This is a genomic window from Rhodopseudomonas palustris (assembly GCF_034479375.1).
In the GTDB taxonomy this organism is placed as follows: domain Bacteria; phylum Pseudomonadota; class Alphaproteobacteria; order Rhizobiales; family Xanthobacteraceae; genus Rhodopseudomonas; species Rhodopseudomonas palustris_M.
Window position 1 is genome coordinate 1,591,161 of record NZ_CP140155.1, and the last position, 26,711, is coordinate 1,617,871.

Consider the following 26,711-nt stretch of genomic DNA (forward strand, 5'->3'; position numbering starts at 1 on the left):
TCACCTTGTGTCCTCCCTGAACTCAATTAGACTGACTCTGGTTCGCAGATTTTGGAGATTACTGAATTGGCCACTCATCGCGTTTTCCTCAGGACCCCTCCTTTAGAAGTCGGCCGAGCAGATGTTTGTATTGAAATCAAGAAGAACGAGAGCAAACTCGGTGAGCTAAAGATTTCAAACGGATCGGCAGTATGGTTTCCAAACGGCAACTCGTACGGCTACAAGCTCTCATGGTCAAAGGTTGCCGCCTTGTTTGAGGAACACGGAGCGAGCAAGGCCGAGACTCGATAAGCGGAAGTCGCCCGGGTGAGCGAAGCGAAACCCATAACTCACCGCATCGCCGATTAGCCGTTCCGCCTCACCCCTTCAACCGCTTCTTGTACGCCACCGGGTCCATGTCGCGGATGTCGACGCTGAGGCTGACGATGTCGGGGCAGTGCTCGACTAGGGTCTGGCGCAGCGCGTTGGCGAGCGCTTCCTTCTGCTCCGGCGTGCGGCCGGCCAACAGGTACACGGCGAGATGCACGAAGCTGTCTCGCCGGCCAGCGACGAGATAATCGTCGAAGCCGCGGGCGCGGACCTTGATGTCGGCGGCGTGCATCACCCCGGTCGCCGCGGCGGCGACGGCGAGCCCGTCCATCATCGGCGCGATGCGGTCGCGGTTAAGGTCGTCGCCCGAGTAATCGATCACGAGATGCGGCATCGCCCTGCTCCGGTTCGTCCACGCCAGTCCGGCGGCTGTTGTTGGCGCTCGCGCCGGCGCGGTCAAGCCCGCACGCCCCGGTCATTCCGCGATGCGCTGCGTGCGCCGGAATGACGAACGAGCAAGCATCGTCGTAGGGCGGGCAAAAGGCGCGCAGCGCCGTGCCACGTCGGGCGCCGCGACCTCGGGAAGCGCTGCGCTGCCCGCCGCGCCGGCGGCGCTTTCAACCATTCCTTAACGATGCCGATATCGAAGCCCAGACGCCCCACTCACTTACCTATCAGTTGTTAGGAACTCGGCAGACATGGTGCCGGCCATGCCCCTTACGATGTTGTCCAGATACCTGCATCCTGATCCGCGGGTCCGGCGCGAGCTGGTCGATCTGCTCTACACCGCGCTGCCGCAGGTGATGGCGATCAGCGTCACCTCGGTGGTCGGCGCCGTGGCGCTGGCGGTGATCGACGGCGACCCCGGCTATGCGGTGATCGCGGCGCTGATCCTGATCACCGCCTCGGCCCGGATCGCCTCGCTGCTGCGCTACAAATCCCGCGCCGCGCAATTGTCCGATGCCGACGTGGTGCGCTGGGAGCGGATCTACGGCGCCGGCGCCTGCGCCTTCAGCCTCGCGCTCGGCGCGCTGTCCTATCGGACGCTGCATCTCGGCGACGCGCCCGGAGCCTGGCTGGCGTTCGGCCTGTCGATGTCGTTCTGCGTCGGCATGGTGTCGCGGGCGGCGATCCGGCCCTGGGTCATTCTGACCGCTGCGGCGACCTTGCTGATGCCGACCGTCGTCGCCGGCCTGCTGCGTCCCGAGCTCGCCTACAATGTCGGCGCCGTGATGCTGATATTCTTCTGGCTCACCCTGCGCGAAGCCTCCAGGCATCTCAGCGCCGCCTTCGTCGAGCGCCTCGAAGCCCGGCATCGGCTGGCGCTGCAGGCGACCCACGACTTCCTCACCGGCCTGCCGAACCGCGCCGCGTTTCTGCAGTCGCTCGCCACCATCGGCGGCAATTTCGCCATCATCGCGATCGATCTCGACGGCTTCAAACCGGTCAACGATCGCCACGGCCACAATGCCGGCGACGATCTGCTGCGCCAGGTCGCGGCGCGGCTGACCGACTGCGTCGGCGCCGGCGGCATCGCCGCGCGCTTCGGCGGCGACGAATTCATGCTGCTGAAGCCGGTCGCCGCCGGCGCGGACGGGCGCACCGAGGCGCTGGAGCTGGCGCGCAGGGCGGTGTTCGAGCTCTCGCTGCCGTATCGGCTGTCGGACCTGCCGGTGCGCATCGGCGCCAGCGCCGGCGTGCTCGTCGCCGACGGCGCGCTCGCCACCGGCGCGACGGCGCAATTGCTGGAGCGGGTCGACCGCGCCCTCTATGCCGCCAAGCGCGCCGGCGGGGCCACCGTCTGGTCGGACGCGGACGACGAGCCCGCCTACAGCGCGGCGGTCTAGACATCCGGCCGCGCACCTCTTGCCATTCGCGGCGCGCGCGCCAATCTCAGCTTCCCGCCGCAACGACAATCCGAAACAGCCGGAGCCCCGCATGACCGACGCCCCCTACACGCCGCCCAAAGTCTGGACCTGGGACAAGGAGAACGGCGGCCAATTCGCGTCGATCAACCGGCCCGTCGCCGGCGCGACGCACGACAAGGAACTGCCGGTCGGCCAGCATCCTTTGCAGCTCTATTCGCTGGCGACGCCGAACGGCCAGAAGGTCACGATCCTGCTCGAGGAACTGCTGGCGCTCGGCCACAGCGGCGCCGAATACGACGCCTGGCTGATCAGGATCGGCGACGGCGATCAGTTCGGTTCCGGCTTCGTCGCGGTCAATCCGAACTCCAAGATCCCGGCGCTGCTGGATCGCTCCGCCTCGCCGCCGATCCGCGTTTTCGAATCCGGCTCGATCCTGCTGTATCTCGCCGAGAAGTTCGGCGCGTTTCTGCCGAAGGATATTCCCGGCCGCACCGAGTGCCTGAACTGGCTGTTCTGGCAGATGGGTTCGGCGCCCTATCTCGGCGGCGGCTTCGGCCATTTCTACGCCTACGCGCCGGAGAAATGGGAATATCCGATCAATCGCTTCGCAATGGAGGTGAAGCGCCAGCTCGACGTGCTCGACCGCCGTCTGGCGGACAGCGAATATCTCGCCGGCGCGGACTACTCGATCGCCGACATTGCGGTGTGGCCTTGGTACGGCGGGCTCATCAACGGCGTGCTGTATAACGACAGCGCCACCTTCCTCGACGTCGGGAGCTACACCAACGTGCAGCGCTGGACCAAGGCGATCGGCTCGCGCCCCGCAGTGAAGCGCGGCCGCATCGTCAACCGCGTCACCGGCGACCCGGCGAGCCAGCTCCACGAACGCCACGACGCCTCCGACTTCGAGACGAAGACGCAGGACAAGATCGCCAAGGCGAAGTAATCAACCGCACCGCAACGTCATTCCGGGGCGCGCGCCAACGGCGCGCGAACCCGGAATCTCGAGCTGTTCTGTGCGCGGAATGCCACAACGTCGGGATTCCGGGTTCGCGAGCTACGCTCGCGCCCCGGAATGACGGTGCAACAATCTCGCACTACACGCCGTGGCGCGGCACCGTGACCTTGCCCTGCGTGGTGGCGATGCCCATCTCGAAACTGTCGGCGATGCGGCGGGCGCGGACGATGAATGCCGCGGCGATGTCCGGCGTGAACAGTTCACTGGCGGTGGCCTCGAACAACGCCAGCCAGCGGTCGAAATGCGCCGGCTCCAGCCCGAGCACCAGGTGCGGCCGCATCGGCCGGCCGCCGTAGCGCCCGGTCTTCAGCAGCATCGACGACCAGAAATCGGTGATCTGCGCGATGTGATGATCCCAGTCCTCGACCGCGCGGTCGAAGATCGGGCCGATCAGATCGTCGTCGCGGGCCCGCGTGTAGAACGTGCGCACCATCGTGGCGATCTCGGCTTCGGTGATTTCGTGCATCACCCGGATGTAGTGCGCGGCGCGGCCGCACTCAATACGGCGGCTCGAGCTTTGCGCGCTGCGCCTTCGCGGCCTCGGCCCACCAGGCGAGATCCTCGGCGAAGCGCGGGAACGCGCGGGCCAGCGATTTGCCGGCGTCGCCCGTCGGCCGACCGTCGGCGTCGAGCGTCTGCGCGATCGGACCGACCGCGAGCGTCGACGAGATCACCACCATGCCCATTTCACTGAGCGTGCCGTGCCACGCGGTCGCCGCACGCACGCCGGAGAGGCGCCCGGCCGAATAGCTCGCGATCGCCGCCGGCCGCCAGAACCATTCTTCGAGAAAATGATCGGTGAGGTTCTTCAAGCCGGGCTGCAGCCCCCAATTATATTCGCCGGTGACGAACACGAAGCCGTCCGCCGCGCGGATTTTCGCAGCCAGCGTTTCCATCGCAGCGGGCGCCTCGCCTTTCGGATATTCCTTGTACATCCGGTCGAGCATCGGCAGCCCGACCGCCTTGGCGTCGATCAGTTCGACATCGTCGCCGCGTGCACGCAGCTCCGCGACGATGTAGTTCGCGAGCCTGATGCCCATCCGGTCGGAGCGGTACGAGCCGTACAAAACCAGCAGGCGGTGGGCCATCGATCGGCTCCTTTGCAATGAAACGACAAACTCCGCGGCTCGACCCGTGCCACATCTACACGCGTTCGATCGGATCGCCGAGCCGGATCACTCCGCCCTCGCGAACGCGAGCAGTGAGGCCGCCGCGACCGCGCATCGCATTATAGCCGCCCGGCCCGAGCGTCTCTTCCATCCGGCTGCACGGCGCGCAATCCCCCGCGCCTTCGAGCAGCGCCGCGCCGATGAGAAACCGCTGTCCCTTCAGGGCCATGAGATTGACGCCCCGGGTGACGAAATTTCGACGCAAGAGATCGGGAGCGACATCGTCGCGGCCGAGGAAGGCCGCGACGGCGGCGAGATCTTCCGCTGCGATCAGTGTGACCTGCCGCGCGCCGTCCGAGGCGGTGCGATAACGATCGCCATCGATGCCGCGACCGGCGATCAGCGTCGCCTGCGCGGCGATCAGCACCGGCGCGCGGCGGGCCGGGCGCAGCCCGATCCAGTCGAGCCGTCCCGGCCGCATCGGTGCGGTCATCAGCCGGCCGAGCGGCGTATCTGCTGCGAAAGACTTCATCCGGTGCTGGACAAGGCCGCGCCCCGGCGATGGTTCCCGACGGTCAGGATGTCCGCCTCAGGTCTTCGGCGGTTTCGGCAGCGCCTGGGCGAAGCCGTTGTAGCAGGCCAGTCGCTCGTCCTCCTCCTTGGTCAGGCGGCAGTCGGAAACCGCCTTGGCGGGCTTCTGTTTGGCGCCGGGCTTCGGCGTCTTCGGCTTCGGCGGATAGATCGCGTCATAGCAGTCGAGCCGTTCCTTGCTGCCGTCCTCGATCTCGAGACAGCCCTGCAGCTGAGCCGCGATCGACGGCTTGCCGGCCGGATTGTTGGCACCGTTCCTGGCCGTCGCCTCGCCACGCGGCTTGACCTGCACCAGCGGCCGATCCCCGATCATCGGCGGCTTGCTCGGCGCCGTCGTGGTCTGCGCGAGCGCCGCGCTCGAAGCCAGCAGCGTCATCATGACAACCATCGTTCTCATCGAAATCCCCGTGGAAATGCGTGCGACCGGCGCAGCAGCGCCTTGCGGCAGTTGTTCAAAGACAATCGCTTCCTCAAATCCGAGCCCGGCAGCAACGTCAAGCGCATTGCCCGATGCTGCCCTGCGGTTTCCCACCGCAGGCCAGATCAGCGCAGCAATTGCGGCTTGTTTGCGGCGGAACCGGAACCGTCCCCGGCCGCGAGCCGCAGGTGGAAGGCGTGAGGTTTCTGCGATAATCAAGGCGCCATGAGAACCCTGCTGATCGCCTTTGTCGTCGTCACATGGCCGCTCGCCGCAACGGCGCAAGCGTTGCTCCAAGGATCGCCCCAGGGACTGTCCCAGCAGTCGTCCAGGGGATTGTCGCAGGACGGGCGTCCGACGAAGCCGCTCGCCGCCCCCGCCCCGAAGCAGAGCAAGACCAATCCCTGTGCCGCATTCGGCCCAGGCTTCGTCCAGGTCGAGGGCAGCGCGACCTGCGTCAGGCTCGGCGGAAGCATCGGCGTCGGCGTCGGCGTCGGTAGTAGCAGCCGGCGCTGATCGACGCTTAGGGGAACATTTATCACTGGCGCAGTTGTGACTGGCATGTGCACGGCGAATGCCGTGTGATTGCGAGATGACAGATTTGCGACAGATCGACTCGAACCCCACCAGCATCCCCGCCCGCTTGCAGAGCTGGCGGTTCGCGCCGCTCGCCGGGCTTGCGCTGCTGCTGGCCGGTCCCGGCATCGCAATCCAGCTCGACGTTCTGCCATTCTCCTACCGGATCCACGCTTTGCTGCTGGTCTCGGGGGTCTGCATCGGCCTGTGCCTGTGGGCCGGCGTGTCCTTCGCCGAGTTGGGATTCGGCAAGCCGCATCAATGGAGTCACTGGCTCGGCTGCGCGGCGGTCACACTCGCCATCGCCGCGGTGATGCTGCTGCAGACGCAGTTCTTCACCTTCGAGGCCAAGCCGCCGGCGTGGCTGAGCTTCGCGCCGTTCTATGTTCTGGTATCGAGCCCGTGCCAGGAAGTGGTGTGCCGCTCGATCCCGAAACTGATCACCGACAAGCTGTCGCGCGGCGGCTGGGCCTATGTGATGTATTCGGCGGCGATGTTCTCGCTGATCCACCTCTGCTACGGCGATCCGACGTTGCTGCTCAACACCTTCCTGCTCGGCGTGGTGTGGGGCGTTGCTTATCTGTGGATGCGGAACATCTGGCCGCTGATCGTCTCGCACGCCGCGATCGGCACGCTGGCCTTCGCGCTCGGGCTGGCCTGAGGGCCAACGCGCGAGATCGCGCGTCGTCCTCCCCTTCGTCTTGTCCCCTTCGTCTTGCCCTCGCCTGCGCGCGGCAAAGCCGCGATCAGATTTCGAGCTGGGTGCCGAGTTCGACGACGCGGTCGGTCGGGATCTTGAAGAAGGTCGTCGCCCGGGTCGCGTTCAGCGTCATGAAGGTGAACAGCCGCTCGCGCCACAACGCCATGCCCGGATTGAGACTCGGCACGAAGGTCTCGCGGCTGAGGAAGAACGAGGTCGACATCATGTTGAACTCGTGCCCGAACTGCTTGCACAGCGTCAGCGCCGCCGGAATGTCGGGGGTCTGCATGAAGCCGTAGCGGATGATCAGGCGATGGAAACCGTCGCCGATATCGGTCATGTGCACGCGCTCGCTGTCGGGCACATAGGGCGTGTCCGCGGTGGTCACGGTCGCCAGCACGACGCGCTGATGGACCGTCTGGTTGTGCTTGAGGTTGTGCAGCAGCGCCGGCGGCACCCCGTCGGTCGCGGCGGTCAGGAACACCGCGGTGCCGCGGGCCCGCGACACGTTGGGCCCGAGCGCGCGCAGCACCACGTCGAGCGGCACCGCCTGCTTCTTGAGCTGCTTGCGCACCAGCGCGCGGCCGCGCCGCCACGTCGTCAGCACCGTGAACGAGATGAAGCCGATGAACAGCGGGAACCAGCCGCCCTGCGCCACCTTGATGATGTTGGCGGCGAAGTAAGCGAAGTCGACCAGCAGCAGCGTGCCCGCCACGGCGATCACCAGCGCCATGTTCCAGCGCCACAACAGCGCCATCACGAATGCCACCAGAATGGTGTCGATCATCATCGTGCCGGTCACCGCGATGCCGTAGGCCGCCGCCAGGTTGCTCGACGACTGGAAGCCGATCACCAGCGCCATCACCGCGAAGTACAAGGTCCAGTTGGTGAACGGCACGTAGATCTGGCCCGCCTCCTCGCCCGAAGTGTGCACGATCGTCATCCGCGGCAGCAGGCCGAGCTGGATCGCCTGCCGCGCCACCGAGAAGGCGCCGGAGATCACCGCCTGCGACGCGATCACGGTAGCCAGCGTCGCCAGCGCGACCATCGGCATCACCATCCATTCCGGTCCCATCCGGAAGAACGGATTCTGGATCGCCGACGGATCGGCGATCAACAGCGCGCCCTGGCCGAAATAGTTCAGCAGCAGCGCCGGCAGCACCAGGCCGAACCAGCCCAGCCGGATCGGAAACCGGCCGAAATGGCCCATGTCGGTGTACAGCGCCTCGCCGCCGGTGACCGCCAGCACAACGGTGCCGAGCGCGTAGAAACTCATCAGCGGATGACGGATGACGAATTCGATCGCGAAGGTCGGACTGATCGCCTCCAGCACTTCCGGCGCACGGACGATGTTGGCGATGCCGAGCAGCGCCAGCGTGACGAACCACATGCACATCACCGGGCCGAACAGGCGGCCGACCAGCCCGGTGCCGCGGGACTGGATCGCGAACAACCCCGTCAGCACCACCGCGGTGATCGGCACGACATACGCTTTCAGGTCGGGCGTCACGACCTCGAGGCCCTCGACCGCGCTGAGCACCGAGATCGCCGGCGTGATCATGCTGTCGCCGTAGAACAGCGCCGCAGCGATCACGCCGAGCAGCATCAACGGATAGTGCACGCGCCGCCCGCGCGTCAGCTCGGTCACCAGCGCCAGCAGCGCGAGGCTGCCGCCTTCGCCGTGGTTGTCGGCACGCATGATGAGGATCACGTATTTCACCGTGACCAGCAGCATCACCGTCCAGAACACCAGCGACAACACGCCGAAGATGTTCTCCGGCGATACCGGGATCGGATGATGACCGGCGAAAGTCTCTTTCATGGCGTACAGCGGGCTGGTGCCGATGTCGCCGAAGACGACGCCGACTGCGCTGACCAGCAGCCCGACGCTGTTCTTGTGCCGGCTCATGCGTGCCCCCTGGCCGAGGTCGACCGGTCGACGGCGACGACAGGCGCGCGGCGCGCGCAGACGCCGGTCCAGGAGCAATCGCGCATCGCCCAGGCGATTCGGCCGGAATCCTGGTCCGGCCCCATGCTTCTGTTCATATCGGCAACGCCCCGTTGTTGACCCGGATCAGACAGCTGACTTCGCCGACCGCTCCCAGCCGTGATCCAATCATCGATTCGATACAAGAATTCTGCGCCGAACAGAATCGCGCCGGCCCCTGGAGCGGGATCCGGCGACGTGGATACCGGTCGGCTTGAAGAAAACGCGACAAATCAAGAATCTGGATCTCCAGTTCGGTTTTGTCGGACCGGAATTGCCCTAGAAGCAAAGGTTGGTCACGAGCCTTCCCTGCTTGTCCTTGATCGCGAACTGGCAATTCGCCCGCTTCAGCGCCGCAGCGGCATCGGCGTTGCCGAGCGCGGCCGCCTTTTCGTAGAACGCTTTTGCAGCGCCCGAATCCTGTGTGCCGCCGCGCCCGCTCTGCGCAAAGGCCCCCATCCGCTCGAGCGCAGCCGGGTGGCCCTGGGCGGCCGCCTTCTCGAACAGCGCACGCGCGGCGACGTCGTCTTTCGGCCCCCCGACTCCCTCCGCCAGCATCATGCCGAGCTGATATTGCGCTTCGGCGTTGGTGTCCGCCCCCTTGGCCAGCAGTGCACGGGTTTTTCCGGCATCCGCCGGTGCACCGCCGCCCAGCGCTGCGAGATTGCTGACGCCGCGCGGATTGCCGGCCTCGGCTGCGCGCTCGAACAATTGCCGGGCCTTGGCGTCGTCCCTGGCGACGCCGGCGCCGGACGCATAGGCGACCCCGAGCTCGACCATGGCCGATGTGCTGCCCTTGTCGGCCGCCTTTCGAAACGCGGCGATCGCCTCCGCCGGCTGCTTGTTGGCCGCATAGGCCCGCCCCAGCGCATAGATCGCGCGACGCGAACCGGCGGCGTTGCGGCAATATCGGATTGCTGTCTCGACGTCGGCCGGCGCGATCTCGGCGACGCCCCTGACGCCGGCAGGCTTGTCCGGGTCAGCCGGATCGGCGGCGATACGGTCACACAGCACCAGGTCGGCGGATTGCGCCCGCGCCGGCGCGGCGGTGACCGGCAGCAGCAAGGTCGCAACGAATCCGCCGGCGATTCCCCGAGCGATCCAACGCGCGCCGCCTGCACATCTCGTCATCGGCTTCCTGCCCCCTTGCGCCCTGGTTGCTTCGTCGCGGCTGCCGATCCGGCTGCTGACGTCGTCCTATACGCCCGTCGGCTCGCCCCGTTCCTCGCCGCGACCATGGCGGGAGCCGCGGCGGCCGGCAAATCCCGTCCCCCGGATAACAGAAGAACGCGCCGCCCCCAACTCGACATCGGTCCGACAATAGCATCATCCCGGTCTCCGGGAACCAAGGCTGCCGCCGCTCGTTCAAAACGCATGCGTCACGAGGGACGACGGTAATGACAATTCTGAAATGGGCCCTGATCTTTCTGGTGATCTCGGTCATCGCCGGCATCTTCGGCTTCACCGGCATTTCCGCCGCCTCCGCCGATCTGGCCCGGATCCTGTTCTACATCTTCGCGGTGATCTTCATCATTCTGCTGATCCTCGGATTCACGATCTTCCGATCGTAGCGGCGACGGCGTGACGCAGCCCTGCGGTCCGAGATGACGCAGGGCTGCCATGAACTGCGGATTGAATTGATCTGCCGCAATCGCCCCGGGGTTGGTATCGACCAAGGTCTCGGGCGTCCTGCCGATTCAATATTGCATTGCAGCATCGGCTCAACTAGGTATTCCCCAACAAACCCGGGGCGGTCGATGAGCGAAGACTGGAATACGAAGTATGGCGTGCGCCGCGTGCGGCGCGATCCTCCCACGCTGGAGGAGGCGATTTTTGCCGCCATGGGTATCACCGACGATCTGGAATCGCAGGCCGAGATTGCCGCGTCGCTGATGGGGCTGCCGGTCGAGCAGGTGCAGGGCGAAGTCCGCAAGGCCGGCCGTGCCGCCGCGCGCACGACCCGGGTGATCACCGGCGAACAAGGCAGCCAGCGTTCGGTGGTCGTCGAGCGGCGTGTGTCGCGCCGGGTGATCGGCAACGACAAGCGCGTCTGAGCGACGGACGACGCGCCGGGCGTGCAGACCGCCTCGGCTTTCGAGTAGTCGCTTTCGAGTAGTCGATAGACAGAACAAGAAAACGCCGCGGGCATCAGCACGCGGCGTCGGCATTTTCAGAGTCGCATTCCACAGCGGCGTTCGGAATTCAGATTCTGAAATCCGAACAGGGCTCAGGCGGCGCGGTTGATACCCGACATTCTGAGAAACAGATTCCAGCACGCCTGATTGAAATCGATCAGCGCACTCGCAGCGCCGGCCGGGATTTCGATCGTCGGCTGGCTGCCGGGCGCTGCTTGCTGCTTGAGATCGATCGTGCCGGTCGACTCGCCCTGCCGGAACGTCAGGTGGGCGCCGAACTTGTTGGCCAGCGCGCGCATCGCCTGATTCTGCGATCCGGTGGTGATGCGTAGATTCTCGTAGCCGAGCGACCGCGCCACCTCCATCAACTGCTTGAACAGGATGCTGCCGATGCCCTTGCGCCGCAGATGGGCCTCGACGCTGAAGGCGATCTCGGGCAGCGAGTCGGTCGACAGGTCGGGCTGATGCAATTCGGCCGCCGCATGGACCATGCCGTCCTCGGCGAAATAGGCGATGATGATGGTGCCGTCGCCGCCGCACTTCATGGCGTAGCGGTCGATGAAACCCTCGTCGGCATAGCCGTTGAACCGGTCACGCCGGCTCTCGGCATCCAGCCGCAGCATGTGGTCCCGGAGCAGCGGCAGTTCCTGGTTGATCAGCGACCTGATCGTCCCTTTGGAACCGGTGAGATCGGCGATGAGTGCGTCGTACATAGATTCACATCTCCTCTGGGGACGGCCCTCAAGGAGGCGTTCGATTCCCTAGACCGAAAGTATATTGTGCGACGCACAATTAATTTCAAGATCAAATGGCGGGCACGCCAGGGAAACGACTGGCGCACCGCCATCGAACTTCGCGAAAAAGGTATAATTCCAAGCCGCTTAACAAACCTTGAGCGAGCGCAAATTGACGCAGCAAGACGGTGTTGTTGCACCGCACTCTAGGGATCATACGGAGCCCTAGCTCCTCGTAAAAAGGTATCAAAGAACCATCTGCGTCTGGGTGATCATCGCGACCAGCCGCCCCTCTTCGGTCTCGATCCGGGTTTGCCAGACCTGAGTCCGCCGCCCCCGATGCACCGGCGTCGCAATCGCGCGGACGGAGGTTCCCGCTTTGGCTGCGGCGATGAAATTGGTCTTGCTCTCGAGCGTGGTGGTGCCCTTGGCGTCGGCCGGCAGGTTGACGAAGGTCGCCGCGGCGCCGACCGTATCCGCCAGCGCCATCACTGCCCCGCCATGGATCGCATCGCCGAGCGTGCACAGCTCCGGGCGCACCAGCATGGTGGCGACCACCCGATCGGGCCCGGCCTCGACGAAACTGACGCCCATCAGGGCCGCAAACGGCAACGGTCGCGAATTGATCAGGTCGAGCGGCGTCATCATCCCTCCTTGCGGCCCGCATTCTCGCCGAGGGCGGCGCGGGCTCGGTGTGCGTCTGCAAGCGTTCGGCGGATCGTGCATGACGATCCGCCGAACGCAATTACCTGTCAGGTCATGCGCTAACCGGCTCGACGCCGCACCATTCGGCGATGAACAGCGCGGTCGCCTTGGTGGATTGCCGCAGAGAGGCGAGATCGACATACTCGTTGAAGCCGTGCATCGCCGCGCCGCTGGCGCCGAAGCACAGGCTCGGAATATTGTAGTTCAACCCGTAGAACCGCGTATCGGTCAGCGCGGTGAAAACCAGATCCGGCGTCGCCCCGCCATAGACGGCGTCATAGGCCTTCCCGAACGCGGCTTCCGGCGCAGCGGAGTCTTTCAGCTCGTAGCCCTCGGAGAGGAAGCCCGACCACTCCACCTGCGGCGGATTGTTCGACAGGAAGCGATGATCCCTCGCCGCGGCTGCGACGCAGGCGAGGATCTCGGCCTGATGATCGGCGACCGACCAGCCCGGCAGGATCGCGATGCGGCAGTCGACGTCGCACCAAGCCGGGACGCTGGACGCCCAGTCGCCGCCCTTGATGATGCCGGGGTTGAAGTTGATCGGATGCACGACGCTCTTGAAGTGAGGATCGCCCGCGGCGCGCTTGTTCCAATCCTCTTCGAGCTTCTCCAGCGCGTGAATCAGATGATAGGCCGCGGTGATCGCGTTGGAGCCGGAGCCGGCTTCGAACACGTGCACTGGAAATCCGCGCACTTTCAGACGAAACCAGATCACGCCGACCTGCGAGCGCACCATCTTTCCATCGGTCGGCTCCGGAATGAAGCAGCAGTCGGCGCGATAGCCGCGCTGCAGCGTCGACAACGCGCCGACGCCGGTGCTCTCCTCCTCGATCACCGACTGAAGGTGAATCCGCCCGGTCGGCGTCAGCCCTGCGGCCTTGATCGCGTCCAGCGCGTACAGCGCGCCGATCGTGCCCGATTTCATGTCGCAGGCGCCGCGGCCGTACATCCGGCCGTCCTTGATCACCGGCGAGAACGGCGGCGTGTCCCACATCTCCAGCGGCCCGGCCGGAACGACATCGCAATGTCCCTGCAGGATCAGCGACCGGCCCTGATTGTTGGCCGGGCGATAGGTGCCGACCACCGTGCGCGCCTTGGAGAAATCATGCTCGATCGGCCCGAAGCCGCGCAGATCCTTGAGGTCGTCGACATTGATGTGCCAGTCGTCGACCTCGTAGCCGCGTTGCCGGAGCAGATCGGCGATCATGTCCTGACAGGGACCCTCGGCACCCCGCGTACTCGGGATCGCGACGAAATCGCGCGTGGTGGCCAGTTGTGCGTCGAAGCCGGCATCGACAGCATCGAGAATTCGGCGGTGAAGGTCGGACACGCTCATGCGGCGGCTGCTCCATTGTTGTTGTTCGATCCGGCGGCCGCGATCAAACCACAGATTGCCGGAATTTGCAGACAGTTTGGCCGGGCGTCCGAATCAAGCCATCGTTGCGCTCGGCGCATAAGGGAGATCAGATGTCCGACGTTGGTGAAGTCCGCCCGCTTCGTTTCGCGATAATGCTGACGAGCGCCGTCACGCTGCTGACGCTCGCCGCGCCGGCGGCCGCGCAGCAACAGGTGTCGCGCGAGCAGGACATCGTCGATTTGCGGCTCGGCCAGAAGATTCAGGTCGACGACGGTTCGTGCCCGAACGGGCAGATCAAGGAAGTCATGGGCGCCACGCTCACCACGGCGGGCGTGACCTCGACGCGCAAATGCGTTCCGCGGCTGCAGCGGCGTTAGGTCGGTGGCTTCGGAGACCGAGGTGTCGTGATCGTCGTCTGGAGCGGTTCATTGTTTGATTGAAGCGATATGTCCCTTGCCAGATGCACTGACTCCTCATCCTGAGGAGCCCGGCGAAGCCGGGCGTCTCGAAGGATGGGGCGACGCATGATGGCCAGCGGCGCATGGTTCGAGACGGCGCTTCGCGCCTCCTCACCATGAGGTTGTGCATGCGGCTAGGATCCCTGAACGCCAGCGCTGATTCCATCGGAAGCAGAACGGCTCTAGTCGGCCGGATCGAACATGCATTGCAGCGCCGGCTTCGCGATCAGCGTGAAGGTCGCGCTGATCTGCGACTGCTTGGCCGGGGGCACCCATTCGCTCTGGATCGTCGGCACGCCGCTCTCGCGCATTCCGCGCAGCAGCGCCTCGCGCAGGTCACTATCCGGGACCGCCGCGGCGGCGTGATCGTGCAGACAGCCGCACACGGCGCGCGGATGCGTCCAGCGTCCGGCCATATGCGCGGTGCACTGGCGGATGAACTCGATCCGCGGATCCTGGACATTCAGCAGCGAGCGGGTCTGCGCCTGTGCGCCGGTTCCAGTCAGCAACGACGCACCGAGCACGATTGCGGCGCCGCCGCAGACCAGCGGCCACCGGCCGACACGAGAAACCTTCACGTCGACAATTCTCACCTGGCCGCAACGAGGATGGGCGTGACCGCTTGTGCAATCGGCGAGCCGAGATCGGACGAACCGGAACCGAAGCCGATATAGGAAAAGGCCCCGACTCCCGGCAGAGCACCTTGCGAAGAGCCGGCGACCGAGGGGCCGGCCACGACGAAGGCACAAGCGAGGATCAGGCTCAGGGTTCGCATCACGTATCTCCGTACCGGACGTCGGCGGCAACCGCCGCCTCTGTTGAGCGCTTGATAACCAAGGGCGGTTTCCGGATGTCTGCGTTCAAACGGAAAATGGTTTCGTCGCCGGGCCGAATTGTTTCGTCGCGAGCGAGGCGACGAAACACAATGGCGGGCTCAGCCTCGTTCGACAGTTCCGCCGACGCGTTTTTTGACCGCCGCCGGCCCCCTGCCCAAGTTGCAGCGGCATGCCATCAAATTGTCATCCGCAACGATTAGTGCGTATCCGGGTCGGGCGAGCGTCTCAATGCCGCAGCGCCCGGCGGCGGGCGGTCGATTTGCCCGATGTGCAGATTGTATTAAACTTGTTTCCATCGCGTACTTGGTACGAACGGCGCCGGTCGATAGAGAAGCGCCGACAGCGTGTCGAGGCATTCATGGTGCCGACCGACACGACGACCTGCCCGGGCCGATTTCACGCGAATAATGCGCGGCTCGAGACGACCGACCCCAGACATCACCGCATCGACGCCCGGCGGCGGCCCGCAACAATTCCGGGCGATGCGCGTTAATTAGGCTTAGTGGAGGAGCGCAGATGAAAACCGACGCGCGCGTGCCGAGCGTGACCGCACCCGGCGAACAGCCCGTTGCAGGTGGTATCACTGCTGCTGTCACCAGGATCCGCAATGTCGGATCGCCGGGAGAAATGGCGCTGCAGAACCTGTTCGGTCACCCGGCGACCCAGTCCATTCCCCAGGGCCTGGTCCGGCTGGTGGGCTATCGGGATCCGGCGGGTCCGGCGGTGACGAACCGCCCCTTCACGACGCAATCCCGCTAGGTCCCGGCGGGAGGTGTAAGGCGCAGACGAAGCAGCGGAGCGACAGCATCTGCCGCTCCGCTGGCAAATCGACCCGATGACTTGAAACAGCCGGCTTGCAAGAAGCCGACTCGCAAAAAGCCGACTATTTGAAAAAGTCGCTGCACTTCTGGACGGCGGGGTCAGCGGCGCCCCACGGCATGATCGGCACCGACGAGGTCGAGTTCTTCGGCGAGCCCTCGACCAGCCGGTCCGAGTAGACCATGTACACCAGCACGTTGCGCTTGGCGTCGCAGCCGCGAACGATCTGCATCTTCTTGAAGAACATCGAGCGCCGCTTGCTGAACATGTCGTCGCCCTGTTCGAGCTTGTCCTTGAACCGGATCGGACCGATCTGACGGCACGCCAGCGAGATGTCGGAGACTTCGTCCGCCAGGCCGAGCCAACCCTTGAAGCCGCCCCGCTCCGGCACGGTGAAGTGACAGGCGACGCCCTGGATCTCCGGGTCGTCGATCCCGTAGGTCGCCAGCTTGTCGTTGGGGCTGAGCAGCTTGAACACCGTCGAGCGACGGAAGATCAGATCGGGATCCTCCGCGGCGCCGGCCGGCGCGCTGGCCAGAGTGGTCACTGCCAGCGCGGCAAGCGCAGCGCATGTCAGGCGGGTCACAAGCGATCTGTGGCGAGGTCTCATCGAAATCTCCGTAAGCAGGCTGCCAGCCATGTGGGGGGCGACGAACCGTTGTGAAAGATGCCGGCGTCCTTCGACTCTCGTTTAACCTCCTGTGAAGCTTTTTTGTTAGGCTTGATTCAACTGCGCGGGAATACCGCGACGATGCTGGTGAATGAGTTTCGCGGTTGCGACACTCATCTGAGATCGCTCAAGAGATTCGAGGACCACCGCGTGCGCCTGGAACAATCTTCAATCTCGCGCGGAGACGCTCCGCGAGCCGTGCAGAACAATCTCGGCCCCGGCTTGCTCTCCAAAGCCGCCTGGCGCGCCGGGATCCTGACGGCGGCGAGCGTGTTCGCGCTGTCCTCGGAGGCCCACGCTGCGAGCTGGTGGTGGCCCGAGGACGACGAAGCGGTCTACATCCCGGCGCAGCCGGCGCCCAAGCGGTATCAACGGAAGCAGCCGCGTCTCGACACCCGGCAGCATAAGCTGCTCGAAAAGCCGACCGCCAAACCGCAGGGGCCGCTGGTGATCTCGATCTCGATCGATCAGCAGAAGCTCCGCGTCTACGACGCCAACGGCGTCTTCGCCGAGACGCCGGTCTCGACCGGGATGCGCGGCCATTCCACGCCGATGGGCGTGTTCAGCGTCATCCAGAAAAACAAATGGCACCGCTCCAACATCTACAGCGGCGCGCCGATGCCCTACATGCAGCGCATCACCTGGTCGGGGATTGCGCTTCATGCCGGCGTCATTCCGGGCTACCCGGCCTCGCACGGCTGCATCCGCATGCCGAACTCGTTCGCCATGAAGATGTGGGGCTGGACGAGGATGGGCGCCCGCGTGATCGTCACGCCCGGCGACATCACGCCGACCAATTTCACCCACGCTTTGCTGGCGACCAGGCGCACGCCGCCGATGGACGCGCCGATGGCCTCCGATCCGCCGAAGCCGAGCGTCTCGTCGAAATCCGACAAGGCCGCTGCGGCCGAGCCGGCCGGCGCCCCGGCTGCCGGTCTGCATCCGGAACTGCGTGCCGGCATCCTGCTCGATACCCCCCGGCCGGTGAAGACCGCCGACGCCAGCGCGGCGGACCGCAGCGCAGCGCTCGTGCTGTCCGACTCGCACGCGCAGGGAACCTCCTCGCCAGAACCGATGCCCGCGCTGAGCACGGCCAATGCCGAGGCGCACGCCGAGGCGACGGCGGGCGCGATCGCCGCCGACGAGGCCGCGGAGCAGACCGCGAGCGTCGCCAAGAATGTGGCTGACGCGACCAAAGCGCAGCCGGACGCCGGCGACCCGGCGACGACTGCCGCGGTTGCGCCCCCGGGCCCACAACCCGCCCACCTATCGAGCCCGCCCGCGACCGAAAAAACGCCTTCTTCCAAAGAGAAGGCGCCGGACGTTCAGTCTGCGGATAAGGTCGGCGGCGCCCCCAATGCCGACAGCGAAAGCACCAGCCCCGACAAGGATCAGTCTCGCGTCAGTGATCCGGACGCGGCGCCGGCGGCGGAATTGCCGGCGGCCAAGCGCGGCGGCGGCCAGATCGCCGTGTTCGTCAGCGGCAAGGACAAGAAGCTCTACGTCCGGCAGAACATGACCCCGCTGTTCGACGTTCCGGTCGAGATCGCGGCCGGCGAGCGCCCGCTCGGCACGCACGTGTTCACCGCCGAACTGGCGAAGGACGACGGCATCCGCTGGACGGTGGTGTCGCTGCCGGCCTCCCGACGGGCCAGTGATTCGAGCGATTCCCGCCGTTCAAAGAAGGCTTTGCCGACGCCGGTGAAAGCATCGCAGGAAACAGACGGTCCGGCCGCGGCGCTGGATCGTCTGACGATTCCCCCGGAGGCGATGGCGCGAATCACCGAAGCGGTCACGACCGGCGCATCGCTGATCATCTCCGATCAGGGCATCACCGCGAGCGGCGAAACCGGCCGGGGGACCGATTTCATCATCGGCCTTCGGTAGCCCGGTCCTCCGCCTCCGCCGCTGCGCGGTCCTGCCCGATTTCGCCCGCCGACCGCTGTGCGTCTGCAGGCGTTCGAATCTGCGGGCAACTCGACGCGGGGGCCGAATAACCGTTGCCCGGACCGGTTTTCTGCCTCTAGTTTGACGGCAAAATGCGCGCGCTTCTGCCGTTTCGGCACGTTGCGCTGGCGGCAGACGACGGCGGAAGGACACAGACATGCGGATAGCAACGGGTCTCCTGGTCGCGAGTGCGGTCTCATTGGCTGCAGCCGGCGCAGCCTGGTCGCAGGCGGCGCCGAAGACCACCGGGGCGACCGCACAGCCGGCGCCGCAACAGGCCGCGCCCGCCCCCGCCCCCGCGCCCGCCAAACAGGCCTGTGCCAATCCCGACGCGATCGGCGTCGGCCGCGTGGTCGAGATCGACACCACGGGCGGCCCGGGCTTCGGATTCGAGCATTTCAAGCAGCTCGACTTCCTGCGCGACAAGGAGGTCGTGCTCACCTTCGACGACGGCCCGTGGCCGGGCAACACGCCGGCGGTGCTGAAGGCGCTGGCCGATCACTGCACCAAGGCGATCTTCTTCCCGATCGGCAAACACGCCACCTATTATCCGGAGATCCTCAAGCAGGTCGCGGCGGCCGGGCACACCATCGGCTCGCACACCTGGTCGCACGCCAACCTCTCGAACAAGAAGCTGAGCGAAGACCAGCGCAAGGACGAGATCGAGAAGGGCTTCGCCGCCGTGAAATGGGCGCTCGGCGCCGCGCCGTCGCCGTTCTTCCGCTTCCCGGCGCTGCGGCATCCGCCCGAAATGGTCACCTATCTCGGCACCCGCAACGTCTCGATGTTCTCCTGCGATCTGGACTCGTTCGACTTCAAGGCGCGCAAGCCGCAGCAGGTCGTCGACACCGTGATGACCAAGGTCGACAAGCTCGGCAAGGGCATCATCCTGATGCACGACTTCCAGAAGAGCACCGCCGAGGCGCTGCCCGAATTGCTGCGGCGCCTGAAGGAAGGCGGCTACAAGGTCGTGCAGATGAAGGCCAAGGCGCCGGTCGTGACGATGGCCAAATACGACGACGAACTCGCCAAGAGCAACGCGTTGCCGACCGTCAGTTCCCGTCCGGTAAGCTCCGTCGTCCAGACCATCTCCGAGTGATCGGACACCGCTTGCGCTGTTGTCCTCTGGAGACCCGATGACGGGCGCGCCGGCGCTGCGAATCGAAGGCTTCGTGATCGTCTCCGCCGAGGGCCATCTCGCGGACGCCTCCGGCATGATGCCGGAAGCGTTGAAATTCCCGGGCGACCAGCGGTTCTTTTCGGAGGCGCTCGACCGCGCCGCGCTGATCGTCCACGGCCGCAATTCGTTCGAGGACCAGCCGAACTCGCCGAAGCGCAAGCGGCTGCTGGTGACACGGCAGATTGCGAGCCTTGCGCCCGACGAAGCCAACCCCAATGCGGTGCGCTGGAATCCTGCAGGCGCATCGTTCGAGCAGGCCTGCGCGCACATCGGCGTGCAGTCCGGCATGGTCGCGATCATCGGCGGGCCGGACGTGTTCGCGATGTTCTTCGATCGCTACGATACGTTCTGGCTGTCGGAAGCGCCGCGGGTGCGTCTGCCCGGCGGCGAGCCGTGCTTTCCCGGCGTGCCCGCGCGAACGCCGCAACAGCTTCTCGCCGCCCATGGCCTCACAGCGGCGGATCGGATCCTGCTCGACGCCGACCATGATGTCGGCGTCACCCCGTGGCGTCGGACTAAATAGTCACACGACAGGCACAAGCTCATGGCAAAGAGGCGCGAAGCGCCGTCTCGAACCATGCGTCACGGGCCCTGCGTCGCCGCATCCTTCGAGACGCCCGGCTTCGCCGGGCTCCTCAGGATGAGGAGTCCGTGTATCTGGCAACGGCCATATCGCTTCAATCAATCGATGAGCCGCTCTAAACCTCGGTGTGGGTCGACTCGACGTTGCGAGCGCCGCGACCGATGCCGGCGATGATGAACAATCCGCCGATCAGCGACAGGTTCTTCAGCGCGAGGTTCATGTTGATCTGCGCGTCGGCGCCGGCCTGGTTCCAGAAATCATGGTAGTAATAGATCTTCGTTGCAACGAACAGGATCAGGACCAGCGAGAAGAACCGCGCGCCGAAGTTCAACGCGATCATCAGACCGCACACCAGTTCGGTGACGCCGGCCGCGATCGCCAGCATCTGCGCGAACGGCATGCCGCCGGCCAGCCCCTCGAGCTGTGACGTGTAGGTCGCCAGCATCTCCGGAATGACGATCTTCTGCGTCATCTGAGTGGTCGCGGCGACGTCGAGCAGCTTGCTGGCTCCGGAGAAGATGAACAGCACGGAAAACAGGAAGCGCCCGAGAGCGATGAAGGCAGGCATTTTCGACCCCACTGGCAACGGAAAAAGCGGCGCAGACGCGCCGCAAGTATGAGGGGTCGACTGACGCTTTTCAAACGGTCAAATGATGGCGCGAAGTCTTACGCACCACGACGAGCCCGTTTAGGGCCAGGTGATACCCGCTTGCGTCGGTCAACGCGTCGGAAAAATACGCTCAGCCGAACAGCGTCCGCTGAGTCCGCCCTGCCCGTTCCTGCGCCTCGACCACCGCAACGGCCGTCATGTTCAGGATGCCACGCGCGGTCACCGACGGCGTCAGGATATGCGCCGGCCGCGCCGGCCCGATCAGGATCGGCCCTACCGGCAACGCGTCGCCCAGCACCTTGATCATCTGGTAGGCGACGTTCGCGGTATCGAGATTCGGCATGATCAGCACGTTGGCGCCGCCTTCGAGCCGGGAATGCGGCAGGATCAGTTCGCGCGCACTTTGCGACAGCGCGGTGTCGCCCTGCATTTCGCCGTCGGCCTCGATCTCCGGATGCCGCTCGGCGAGGATCGCCGTGGCGCGCCGCATCTTCATCGACGAGTCGGTCGGATAGCTGCCGAAATCCGAATGCGACAGAAATGCGATCCGCGGCTTGATGTTGAAGCGCTGGACGTGGACTGCGGCGAGCGCGGCCACCTCGGCCAGTTCCTCCGCGGTCGGATTGGGCCGCACCTGGGTGTCGGCGATGAAGATGGCGCCCTTGCTGGTGATCAGCAGCGCCAGCGCCGCGTAGTCCGAAACGCCGGGCAGCGAGCCGATCACGTCACGCACATGACGCAGATGATTCATGTAGCGGCCGTCGAGGCCGCAGATCATCGCATCGGCCTCGCCGCGCGCCACCGCGAGCGCGGCGATCACGGTCGAATTGGTGCGCACCACCGTGCGCGCCGCGGCCGGCGTCACGCCGGCGCGGCCGGCGATGTCGATATAGGACTGCACGTAGGAACGGTAGCGCGGATCGTCCTGCGGATTGACCAGGTCGAAATCCTCGCCGGGCTTGATCGACAGGCCGGAGCGCTTGATCCGCGCCTCGACCACCGAGGGCCGCCCGACCAGGATCGGCCGCGCCAGCTTTTCCTCGAGGATCACCTGCACGGCGTGCAGCACGCGCTCGTCCTCGCCCTCGGCGTAGATCACCCGCACCGGCTGCGTCTTCGCCTTGGCGAACAGCGGCTTCATCACCAGGCCGGAGCGGAACGCGAAGCGCTCGAGCTGGGCGTAGTAATCGTCGAACGAGGTGATCGGCCGGGTCGCGACGCCGGAATCCATCGCCGCCATCGCCACCGCGGGCGCGATCCGCAGAATCAGCCGCGGATCGAACGGACTCGGGATCAGCGATCCCTCGCCGAAGCCGAGCACTTCGTCGGTGTCGAGGCTGCCCGCCACCGGATCGGCCGGCGGATCGCGCGCGAGCTGGGCGATCGCATCGACCGCGGCGATCTTCATCTCTTCATTGATCGCGGTGGCGCCGACATCGAGCGCGCCGCGGAAGATGTAGGGAAAGCACAGGACGTTGTTGACCTGGTTCGGAAAGTCCGAGCGTCCGGTGCAGATCAGCGCGTCGGGACGCGCCTTGCGAACCTCGTCCGGCATGATCTCCGGCGTCGGATTGGCGAGCGCCATCACCAGCGGCTTGTCGGCCATCTGCTTGACCATCTCGGGGGTCAGCACTTTCGGGCCGGAGAGACCGAGAAATACGTCGGCGCCGCCGATCACGTCGGCGAGCGTCCGCTTGTCGGTCTTCTGCGCATAGACCTCTTTCCAGCGGTCCATCAGCACGTTGCGGCCTTCGTAGACGAGGCCTTCGAGGTCGCAGACCCAGATGTTCTTGCGCTGCGCGCCGAGCGACACCAGCAGGTTCAGACAGGCCAAGGCCGCGGCGCCGGCGCCAGCGGTGACGATCTTGATCTCGCTGAGCTCCTTGCCCTTCAGCAGCAGCGCGTTCTTGACCGCGGCGCCGACGATGATCGCAGTGCCGTGCTGATCATCGTGAAACACCGGGATCTTCATGCGCTCCTTGAGCTGCGCCTCGATCTCGAAACACTCCGGCCCCTTGATGTCTTCGAGATTGATGCCGCCGAAGGTCGGCTCCAGCGCCGCCACCGTCTCGACCACGCGCTCGACCGTGTCGGCCGCGATCTCGATGTCGAACACGTTGATGTCGGCGAACTTCTTGAACAGGACCGCCTTGCCCTCCATCACCGGCTTGGAAGCGAGCGGACCGATATTGCCGAGACCGAGCACCGCGGTGCCGTTGGTGACCACGGCGACCAGATTGCCGCGCACCGTGAGCGAGGCCGCCTGCGCCGGATCGGCAGCGATGGCGTTGCACGCGGCCGCGACGCCCGGCGTATAGGCGAGCGCGAGGTCGCGCTGGTTGGCCAGCGGCTTCGACGCGTGCACTTCGAGTTTGCCGGGCCGCGGCAGCCGGTGATAGGCCAGCGCCGCGGTTTGCAGGTCTTCGGTATTGGACGCCATGAATTCTCCCGGCAGCTTCGTCGGCACTTGGATCGTCGACTCGGACGTCCTCAGCTTTCCGGCAGATTGAGACGGATGTGCAACTCACGCAACTGCTTCGGCGCCACCTGAGACGGCGCGCCCATCAGCAGGTCTTCGGCGCGCTGGTTCATCGGGAAGAGCGAGATCTCGCGCAGATTGTTGGTGCCGCACAGCAGCATCACGATGCGGTCGACGCCGGCCGCCATGCCGCCATGCGGCGGCGCGCCGTACTGGAAGGCGCGATACATGCCGCCGAAGCGGTCGATCACTTCCTGTTCGCCGTAGCCCGCGATCTCGAACGCCTTCACCATCGCCTCGGGGCGATGGTTGCGGATGCCGCCCGACGCAATCTCGTAGCCGTTGCAGGTGATGTCGTACTGGAACGCCTTGATCGTCAGCGGGTCCTGATTGACCAGCGCGTCCATGCCGCCCTGCGGCATCGAGAACGGGTTGTGCGAGAAGTCGACCTTCTTGTCGTCCTCGTTGTACTCGTACATCGGGAAGTCGACCACCCAGGCGAGCGCGAACTGATCCTTGTCGATCAGGTTCAGCTCCTCGCCGACCTTGGTGCGCGCCAGCCCTGCGAACTTGACGAACTTGGCCGGATCACCCGCGACGAAGAACGCGGCGTCGCCGGCCTTGAGGCCGAGCGCCACGCGGATCGCCTCGGTGCGCTCCGGGCCGATATTGTTGGCGAGCGGACCACGGCCGACAATATTGGGACTAACCTCCTTGTATGTTCCTGGTATCTCTTTGCCAGATCCATCCACTTCGACTTCCATCTGGGCCGCTGGCTCACTCCACATGATGTAGCCGAGGCCCGGCTGGCCTTCGCCCTGCGCCCAGGAGTTCATCCGGTCGCAGAACGCGCGGCTGCCGCCGCCCGGACCGGGGATCGCCCAGACCTGGTTGCGCTCCTCCTCGAGCATCCGCGCGAACACCTTGAAGCCGGAGCCGCGGAAATGCTCGGAGACGTCCTGCATCTCGATCGGATTGCGCAGGTCCGGCTTGTCGGTGCCGTACTTTCGCAGGCTTTCGAAATAAGGAATCCGCGGCCACGACTTTGTCACAGGTTTGCCTTTGGCAAAATCCTCGAACACGCCGGTAATCACGGGCTCCATGGCGGCGAAAACGTCGTCCTGGGTGACGAAGCTCATCTCGACATCGAGCTGATAGAACTCGCCCGGCAGCCGGTCGGCGCGCGGATCTTCATCGCGGAAGCACGGCGCGATCTGGAAGTAGCGATCGAAGCCCGACATCATCAGCAGTTGCTTGTACTGCTGCGGCGCCTGCGGCAGCGCGTAGAATTTGCCGGGATGAATCCGGCTCGGCACCAGGAAGTCGCGCGCGCCTTCGGGTGACGACGCGGTCAGGATCGGCGTCTGGAATTCGAAGAAGCCTTGGCTCTTCATCCGCGCGCGCATCGAGTCGACGATCGCGCCGCGGGTCATGATGTTCTGATGCAGCTTCTCGCGACGCAGATCGAGAAACCGGTATCGCAGGCGCACATCTTCGGGATAGTCCTGCTCGCCGAACACCGGCAGCGGCAGTTCGCCCGCCGGACCCAGCACCTCGATCTCGCTGACGAACAGCTCGATCGCGCCGGTCGGCAGATCGGGATTCTCAGTGCCCCCGGGCCGACGGCGCACGCGGCCGTCGATCCGCACCACCCATTCGGCGCGCAGCTTCTCGGCGTCCTTGAACGCCGGCGAGTCCGGATCGGCGACGCATTGAGTGATGCCGTAATGGTCGCGCAGATCGATGAACAGCACGCCGCCATGGTCGCGGATGCGATGGCACCAGCCGGAGACGCGGACGGTCTGGTCGATATCGCTGTCGCGGAGCGCGCCGCAAGTATGGGTTCGGTAACGGTGCATGGAAATCCCGGGAAAGCCGTCTTGGGGCAGAATCGAGCGTCCGCAGCCTTTGCGGAGAGCGTCAGGGTTTACCCGAGCGAACCCATCGCGGCAACCAAATGCGGCCTCGTCGCGGCTGCATTCCGGCGTGGGACCAGCGCCCGTTTCAGGCTGGAGCAGCGGCGACGACGGGGCCGCTGGCAAACGCCCGCAAGAAACTCGCTGAACATATTGATCCAGGCCGCTTTCCGACCGATTGTCATTGCGGCGAACCATTCCTATCTGGTGCCGGATGACAGTCCATTTTCCGTTCGACAACAGCTACGCGGCGCTGCCGGAGACCTTCTTCGCGCGGGTGGCACCGACCCCCGTCGCCGCCCCGCGGCTGATCCGGCTGAACCGCCCGTTGGCGCAGCAGCTAGGTCTCGACCCGGACCGGCTCGACACGCCCGAAGGCGCTGAAATCCTCGCCGGGACCCGCCTTCCGGACGGAGCGGCCTCGATCGCGATGGCCTATGCCGGGCACCAGTTCGGCAATTTCGTGCCCCAGCTCGGCGACGGCCGCGCCATTTTGCTCGGCGAGGTGATCGACCGCGACGGCGTCCGCCGCGACATCCAGCTCAAGGGCTCGGGCCGAACGCCGTTCTCGCGGATGGGCGACGGCCGCGCCGCGCTCGGCCCGGTGCTGCGCGAGTATATCGTCAGCGAGGCAATGGCGGCGCTCGGCGTCCCGACCACGCGCTCGCTCGCCGCGGTGCTGACCGGCGAACGGGTGATGCGCGACGAGATCCAGCCGGGCGCGGTGCTGACACGCGTCGCATCGAGCCACATCCGCGTCGGCACCTTCCAGTTCTTCGCCGCCCGCGGCGATCGCGACGCCGTCCGAGCCTTGGCCGACCACGTCATTGCCCGGCACTATCCGGAAGCGGCGGAGGCCGATGCGCCCTATCTCGCGCTGCTGGAGGGCGTGATTGCGCGCCAGGCCGATTTGATCGCGCGCTGGATGATGATCGGCTTCATCCATGGCGTGATGAACACCGACAACACGTCGATCGCCGGCGAAACCATCGATTACGGCCCCTGCGCCTTCATGGATACGTTCGATCCGAAGACGGTGTTTTCGTCCATCGACCAGATGGGCCGCTATGCCTTCGGCAATCAGCCGCCGATCGCGCTGTGGAACCTGACCCGGCTCGCCGAGTGTCTGGTGCCGTTGCTGTCCGACGATGACGACAAGGGCGTCGAGATCGCCCAGACCGCCCTCGGCGGCTTCGCCGAACACTTCAATGCCGCCTATCTGGCGGGACTTGCAGCCAAGCTCGGCCTGTTCACGGCCCAACCCGACGACGCGCAGCTCTCGCTGGATTTCCTTGCCGCCATGAGCAGGGGAAGCGCCGACTTTACCCTCACCTTCCGCCGGCTGAGCGACGCCGCGTTCGAGCCGGCCGATCTCGGCGGGGTGCGGGCGTTGTTCGACGACCCGTCCGCGTTCGACGACTGGGCGCCGCGCTGGCGGGCCCGGCTCCCGGCCGAGCAGCAGGACGGAGCCGCCCGGCAGGCGGCGATGCGCGCGGTCAATCCGGCCTATATTCCCCGCAACCACCGGGTCGAAGCGGTAATCCGGGCGGCGGTCGACCGGAACGACTTCGCGCCGTTCGACGAGTTGCTGGCGGTGCTCACCAACCCCTTCCGGGAACAGCCGGAATTCGCCCGCTATGCGGAGCCGCCGCAGCTCCATGAACGGGTGCTGGAAACCTTCTGCGGAACTTGATCGCCGCACG

Annotated in this window: 28 protein-coding genes; 12 read left to right on the forward strand and 16 right to left on the reverse strand. The window is 65.7% G+C overall.

Annotated elements, in window-relative coordinates; genetic code table 11:
- Positions 1-358: 358 nt before the first annotated feature.
- Positions 359-703: a 5-carboxymethyl-2-hydroxymuconate Delta-isomerase gene (locus tag SR870_RS07110; protein ID WP_322517302.1), complete on the reverse strand. Its 345-nt coding sequence runs from the start codon at positions 701-703 to the stop codon at positions 359-361.
- A 316-nt stretch (positions 704-1,019) separates the two neighbouring features.
- On the opposite strand from SR870_RS07110, the gene SR870_RS07115 reads away from it, so the two are divergent.
- Together SR870_RS07115 and yghU are read left to right on the forward strand one after the other, a co-directional pair.
- A complete protein-coding gene (locus tag SR870_RS07115) occupies positions 1,020-2,156 on the forward strand; it encodes a diguanylate cyclase domain-containing protein (RefSeq protein ID WP_322517303.1) in 1,137 nt (378 codons plus the stop codon).
- A 91-nt stretch (positions 2,157-2,247) separates the two neighbouring features.
- Positions 2,248-3,123, forward strand: coding sequence for a glutathione-dependent disulfide-bond oxidoreductase (gene yghU / locus SR870_RS07120; RefSeq protein ID WP_322517304.1), 876 nt, complete (start codon positions 2,248-2,250; stop codon positions 3,121-3,123).
- A 151-nt stretch (positions 3,124-3,274) separates the two neighbouring features.
- Here yghU and SR870_RS07125 read toward each other — a convergent pair whose 3' ends face one another.
- From SR870_RS07125 to SR870_RS07140, 4 genes are read right to left on the reverse strand one after another with little or no spacing between them, the layout of a single operon-like run.
- Entirely contained in the window at positions 3,275-3,661 is a 387-nt protein-coding gene (locus SR870_RS07125; RefSeq protein WP_322517305.1) for a group III truncated hemoglobin, read from the reverse strand.
- 31 nt (positions 3,662-3,692) lie between these two features.
- Positions 3,693-4,283: an NADPH-dependent FMN reductase gene (locus SR870_RS07130; RefSeq protein WP_322517306.1), complete on the reverse strand. Its 591-nt coding sequence runs from the start codon at positions 4,281-4,283 to the stop codon at positions 3,693-3,695.
- A gap of 55 nt (positions 4,284-4,338) precedes the next feature.
- Positions 4,339-4,836, reverse strand: coding sequence for an MOSC domain-containing protein (locus tag SR870_RS07135; protein ID WP_322517307.1), 498 nt, complete (start codon positions 4,834-4,836; stop codon positions 4,339-4,341).
- 57 nt (positions 4,837-4,893) lie between these two features.
- A complete protein-coding gene (locus tag SR870_RS07140) occupies positions 4,894-5,292 on the reverse strand; it encodes a hypothetical protein (protein WP_322517308.1) in 399 nt (132 codons plus the stop codon).
- A 246-nt stretch (positions 5,293-5,538) separates the two neighbouring features.
- On the opposite strand from SR870_RS07140, the gene SR870_RS07145 reads away from it, so the two are divergent.
- Together SR870_RS07145 and SR870_RS07150 are read left to right on the forward strand one after the other, a co-directional pair.
- Positions 5,539-5,829, forward strand: coding sequence for a hypothetical protein (locus tag SR870_RS07145; protein ID WP_322517309.1), 291 nt, complete (start codon positions 5,539-5,541; stop codon positions 5,827-5,829).
- Positions 5,830-5,905: 76 nt separating this feature from the next.
- Positions 5,906-6,550 (forward strand): CPBP family intramembrane glutamic endopeptidase, encoded by a 645-nt coding sequence (locus SR870_RS07150; protein ID WP_322517310.1) that lies wholly within the window; start codon positions 5,906-5,908, stop codon positions 6,548-6,550.
- A gap of 85 nt (positions 6,551-6,635) precedes the next feature.
- Here SR870_RS07150 and SR870_RS07155 read toward each other — a convergent pair whose 3' ends face one another.
- Together SR870_RS07155 and SR870_RS07160 are read right to left on the reverse strand one after the other, a co-directional pair.
- A complete protein-coding gene (locus SR870_RS07155) occupies positions 6,636-8,498 on the reverse strand; it encodes a potassium transporter Kup (protein ID WP_322517311.1) in 1,863 nt (620 codons plus the stop codon).
- 357 nt (positions 8,499-8,855) lie between these two features.
- Complete coding sequence (locus SR870_RS07160) at positions 8,856-9,707, reverse strand: tetratricopeptide repeat protein (RefSeq protein WP_322517312.1); 852 nt, start codon at positions 9,705-9,707, stop codon at positions 8,856-8,858.
- 266 nt (positions 9,708-9,973) lie between these two features.
- Here SR870_RS07160 and SR870_RS07165 point away from each other — a divergent pair, with 266 nt between their 5' ends.
- Together SR870_RS07165 and SR870_RS07170 are read left to right on the forward strand one after the other, a co-directional pair.
- The gene (locus tag SR870_RS07165) at positions 9,974-10,147 is read left to right on the forward strand and encodes a DUF1328 domain-containing protein (RefSeq protein WP_322517313.1); all 174 of its coding nucleotides are present in this window, start codon (positions 9,974-9,976) and stop codon (positions 10,145-10,147) included.
- 186 nt (positions 10,148-10,333) lie between these two features.
- The gene (locus SR870_RS07170; RefSeq protein WP_322517314.1) at positions 10,334-10,630 is read left to right on the forward strand and encodes a hypothetical protein; all 297 of its coding nucleotides are present in this window, start codon (positions 10,334-10,336) and stop codon (positions 10,628-10,630) included.
- A 173-nt stretch (positions 10,631-10,803) separates the two neighbouring features.
- Here SR870_RS07170 and SR870_RS07175 read toward each other — a convergent pair whose 3' ends face one another.
- The 3 genes from SR870_RS07175 to SR870_RS07185 all read right to left on the reverse strand — a co-directional run bounded on the left by SR870_RS07175 (position 10,804) and on the right by SR870_RS07185 (position 13,489).
- On the reverse strand, positions 10,804-11,424 hold the full coding sequence (locus SR870_RS07175; protein WP_322517315.1) for a GNAT family N-acetyltransferase: 621 nt from the start codon (positions 11,422-11,424) through the stop codon (positions 10,804-10,806).
- Positions 11,425-11,691: 267 nt separating this feature from the next.
- Entirely contained in the window at positions 11,692-12,090 is a 399-nt protein-coding gene (locus SR870_RS07180; protein WP_322517316.1) for a PaaI family thioesterase, read from the reverse strand.
- 112 nt (positions 12,091-12,202) lie between these two features.
- Positions 12,203-13,489 (reverse strand): ArgE/DapE family deacylase, encoded by a 1,287-nt coding sequence (locus tag SR870_RS07185; RefSeq protein ID WP_322517317.1) that lies wholly within the window; start codon positions 13,487-13,489, stop codon positions 12,203-12,205.
- Between the two features lie 131 nt (positions 13,490-13,620).
- Here SR870_RS07185 and SR870_RS07190 point away from each other — a divergent pair, with 131 nt between their 5' ends.
- On the forward strand, positions 13,621-13,887 hold the full coding sequence (locus tag SR870_RS07190; protein WP_322517318.1) for a DUF6719 family protein: 267 nt from the start codon (positions 13,621-13,623) through the stop codon (positions 13,885-13,887).
- Between the two features lie 263 nt (positions 13,888-14,150).
- Here the strand turns inward: SR870_RS07190 and SR870_RS07195 are convergent, their stop codons facing one another.
- A complete protein-coding gene (locus SR870_RS07195) occupies positions 14,151-14,474 on the reverse strand; it encodes a hypothetical protein (RefSeq protein ID WP_416221156.1) in 324 nt (107 codons plus the stop codon).
- Between the two features lie 83 nt (positions 14,475-14,557).
- The gene (locus SR870_RS07200) at positions 14,558-14,743 is read right to left on the reverse strand and encodes a hypothetical protein (RefSeq protein ID WP_322517319.1); all 186 of its coding nucleotides are present in this window, start codon (positions 14,741-14,743) and stop codon (positions 14,558-14,560) included.
- 577 nt (positions 14,744-15,320) lie between these two features.
- On the opposite strand from SR870_RS07200, the gene SR870_RS07205 reads away from it, so the two are divergent.
- On the forward strand, positions 15,321-15,563 hold the full coding sequence (locus tag SR870_RS07205; protein ID WP_322517320.1) for a hypothetical protein: 243 nt from the start codon (positions 15,321-15,323) through the stop codon (positions 15,561-15,563).
- Between the two features lie 124 nt (positions 15,564-15,687).
- Here the strand turns inward: SR870_RS07205 and SR870_RS07210 are convergent, their stop codons facing one another.
- Positions 15,688-16,233 (reverse strand): CreA family protein, encoded by a 546-nt coding sequence (locus tag SR870_RS07210; protein ID WP_322517321.1) that lies wholly within the window; start codon positions 16,231-16,233, stop codon positions 15,688-15,690.
- A gap of 57 nt (positions 16,234-16,290) precedes the next feature.
- On the opposite strand from SR870_RS07210, the gene SR870_RS07215 reads away from it, so the two are divergent.
- The 3 genes from SR870_RS07215 to SR870_RS07225 all read left to right on the forward strand — a co-directional run bounded on the left by SR870_RS07215 (position 16,291) and on the right by SR870_RS07225 (position 19,943).
- On the forward strand, positions 16,291-18,180 hold the full coding sequence (locus tag SR870_RS07215; RefSeq protein ID WP_322517322.1) for a L,D-transpeptidase: 1,890 nt from the start codon (positions 16,291-16,293) through the stop codon (positions 18,178-18,180).
- A 217-nt stretch (positions 18,181-18,397) separates the two neighbouring features.
- A complete protein-coding gene (locus SR870_RS07220) occupies positions 18,398-19,339 on the forward strand; it encodes a polysaccharide deacetylase family protein (RefSeq protein WP_322517323.1) in 942 nt (313 codons plus the stop codon).
- A 37-nt stretch (positions 19,340-19,376) separates the two neighbouring features.
- Entirely contained in the window at positions 19,377-19,943 is a 567-nt protein-coding gene (locus tag SR870_RS07225; protein WP_322517324.1) for a dihydrofolate reductase, read from the forward strand.
- 175 nt (positions 19,944-20,118) lie between these two features.
- Here the strand turns inward: SR870_RS07225 and SR870_RS07230 are convergent, their stop codons facing one another.
- The 3 genes from SR870_RS07230 to aspS all read right to left on the reverse strand — a co-directional run bounded on the left by SR870_RS07230 (position 20,119) and on the right by aspS (position 24,951).
- Positions 20,119-20,571: a DoxX family protein gene (locus SR870_RS07230; RefSeq protein WP_322517325.1), complete on the reverse strand. Its 453-nt coding sequence runs from the start codon at positions 20,569-20,571 to the stop codon at positions 20,119-20,121.
- Between the two features lie 172 nt (positions 20,572-20,743).
- On the reverse strand, positions 20,744-23,053 hold the full coding sequence (locus tag SR870_RS07235; RefSeq protein ID WP_322517326.1) for an NADP-dependent malic enzyme: 2,310 nt from the start codon (positions 23,051-23,053) through the stop codon (positions 20,744-20,746).
- A gap of 50 nt (positions 23,054-23,103) precedes the next feature.
- Positions 23,104-24,951, reverse strand: a complete 1,848-nt coding sequence (gene aspS / locus SR870_RS07240) for an aspartate--tRNA ligase (RefSeq protein ID WP_322517327.1) — start codon at positions 24,949-24,951, stop codon at positions 23,104-23,106.
- Between the two features lie 271 nt (positions 24,952-25,222).
- Here aspS and SR870_RS07245 point away from each other — a divergent pair, with 271 nt between their 5' ends.
- Positions 25,223-26,701: a protein adenylyltransferase SelO gene (locus tag SR870_RS07245; RefSeq protein ID WP_322517328.1), complete on the forward strand. Its 1,479-nt coding sequence runs from the start codon at positions 25,223-25,225 to the stop codon at positions 26,699-26,701.
- Positions 26,702-26,711: the final 10 nt, after the last annotated feature.

Excerpts from the sequence above, each read along its gene's own strand:
- SR870_RS07165 (WP_322517313.1), top strand. The coding sequence starts at position 9,974 with ATGACAATTCTGAAATGGGCCCTGATCTTTCTGGTGATCTCGGTCATC.
- SR870_RS07230 (WP_322517325.1), bottom strand. The coding sequence starts at position 20,571 with ATGCCTGCCTTCATCGCTCTCGGGCGCTTCCTGTTTTCCGTGCTGTTC.
- SR870_RS07185 (WP_322517317.1), bottom strand. The coding sequence starts at position 13,489 with ATGAGCGTGTCCGACCTTCACCGCCGAATTCTCGATGCTGTCGATGCC.
- SR870_RS07245 (WP_322517328.1), top strand. The coding sequence starts at position 25,223 with ATGACAGTCCATTTTCCGTTCGACAACAGCTACGCGGCGCTGCCGGAG.
- SR870_RS07145 (WP_322517309.1), top strand. The coding sequence starts at position 5,539 with ATGAGAACCCTGCTGATCGCCTTTGTCGTCGTCACATGGCCGCTCGCC.
- SR870_RS07155 (WP_322517311.1), bottom strand. The coding sequence starts at position 8,498 with ATGAGCCGGCACAAGAACAGCGTCGGGCTGCTGGTCAGCGCAGTCGGC.
- SR870_RS07215 (WP_322517322.1), top strand. The coding sequence starts at position 16,291 with ATGCCGGCGTCCTTCGACTCTCGTTTAACCTCCTGTGAAGCTTTTTTG.
- SR870_RS07135 (WP_322517307.1), bottom strand. The coding sequence starts at position 4,836 with ATGAAGTCTTTCGCAGCAGATACGCCGCTCGGCCGGCTGATGACCGCA.
- SR870_RS07235 (WP_322517326.1), bottom strand. The coding sequence starts at position 23,053 with ATGGCGTCCAATACCGAAGACCTGCAAACCGCGGCGCTGGCCTATCAC.
- SR870_RS07125 (WP_322517305.1), bottom strand. The coding sequence starts at position 3,661 with ATGCACGAAATCACCGAAGCCGAGATCGCCACGATGGTGCGCACGTTC.
- SR870_RS07110 (WP_322517302.1), bottom strand. The coding sequence starts at position 703 with ATGCCGCATCTCGTGATCGATTACTCGGGCGACGACCTTAACCGCGAC.
- SR870_RS07190 (WP_322517318.1), top strand. The coding sequence starts at position 13,621 with ATGTCCGACGTTGGTGAAGTCCGCCCGCTTCGTTTCGCGATAATGCTG.
- SR870_RS07115 (WP_322517303.1), top strand. The coding sequence starts at position 1,020 with ATGCCCCTTACGATGTTGTCCAGATACCTGCATCCTGATCCGCGGGTC.
- SR870_RS07210 (WP_322517321.1), bottom strand. The coding sequence starts at position 16,233 with ATGAGACCTCGCCACAGATCGCTTGTGACCCGCCTGACATGCGCTGCG.
- SR870_RS07170 (WP_322517314.1), top strand. The coding sequence starts at position 10,334 with ATGAGCGAAGACTGGAATACGAAGTATGGCGTGCGCCGCGTGCGGCGC.
- SR870_RS07200 (WP_322517319.1), bottom strand. The coding sequence starts at position 14,743 with ATGCGAACCCTGAGCCTGATCCTCGCTTGTGCCTTCGTCGTGGCCGGC.
- SR870_RS07130 (WP_322517306.1), bottom strand. The coding sequence starts at position 4,283 with ATGGCCCACCGCCTGCTGGTTTTGTACGGCTCGTACCGCTCCGACCGG.
- SR870_RS07150 (WP_322517310.1), top strand. The coding sequence starts at position 5,906 with ATGACAGATTTGCGACAGATCGACTCGAACCCCACCAGCATCCCCGCC.
- SR870_RS07220 (WP_322517323.1), top strand. The coding sequence starts at position 18,398 with ATGCGGATAGCAACGGGTCTCCTGGTCGCGAGTGCGGTCTCATTGGCT.
- aspS (WP_322517327.1), bottom strand. The coding sequence starts at position 24,951 with ATGCACCGTTACCGAACCCATACTTGCGGCGCGCTCCGCGACAGCGAT.
- yghU (WP_322517304.1), top strand. The coding sequence starts at position 2,248 with ATGACCGACGCCCCCTACACGCCGCCCAAAGTCTGGACCTGGGACAAG.
- SR870_RS07140 (WP_322517308.1), bottom strand. The coding sequence starts at position 5,292 with ATGAGAACGATGGTTGTCATGATGACGCTGCTGGCTTCGAGCGCGGCG.
- SR870_RS07180 (WP_322517316.1), bottom strand. The coding sequence starts at position 12,090 with ATGACGCCGCTCGACCTGATCAATTCGCGACCGTTGCCGTTTGCGGCC.
- SR870_RS07225 (WP_322517324.1), top strand. The coding sequence starts at position 19,377 with ATGACGGGCGCGCCGGCGCTGCGAATCGAAGGCTTCGTGATCGTCTCC.
- SR870_RS07175 (WP_322517315.1), bottom strand. The coding sequence starts at position 11,424 with ATGTACGACGCACTCATCGCCGATCTCACCGGTTCCAAAGGGACGATC.
- SR870_RS07205 (WP_322517320.1), top strand. The coding sequence starts at position 15,321 with ATGAAAACCGACGCGCGCGTGCCGAGCGTGACCGCACCCGGCGAACAG.
- SR870_RS07160 (WP_322517312.1), bottom strand. The coding sequence starts at position 9,707 with ATGACGAGATGTGCAGGCGGCGCGCGTTGGATCGCTCGGGGAATCGCC.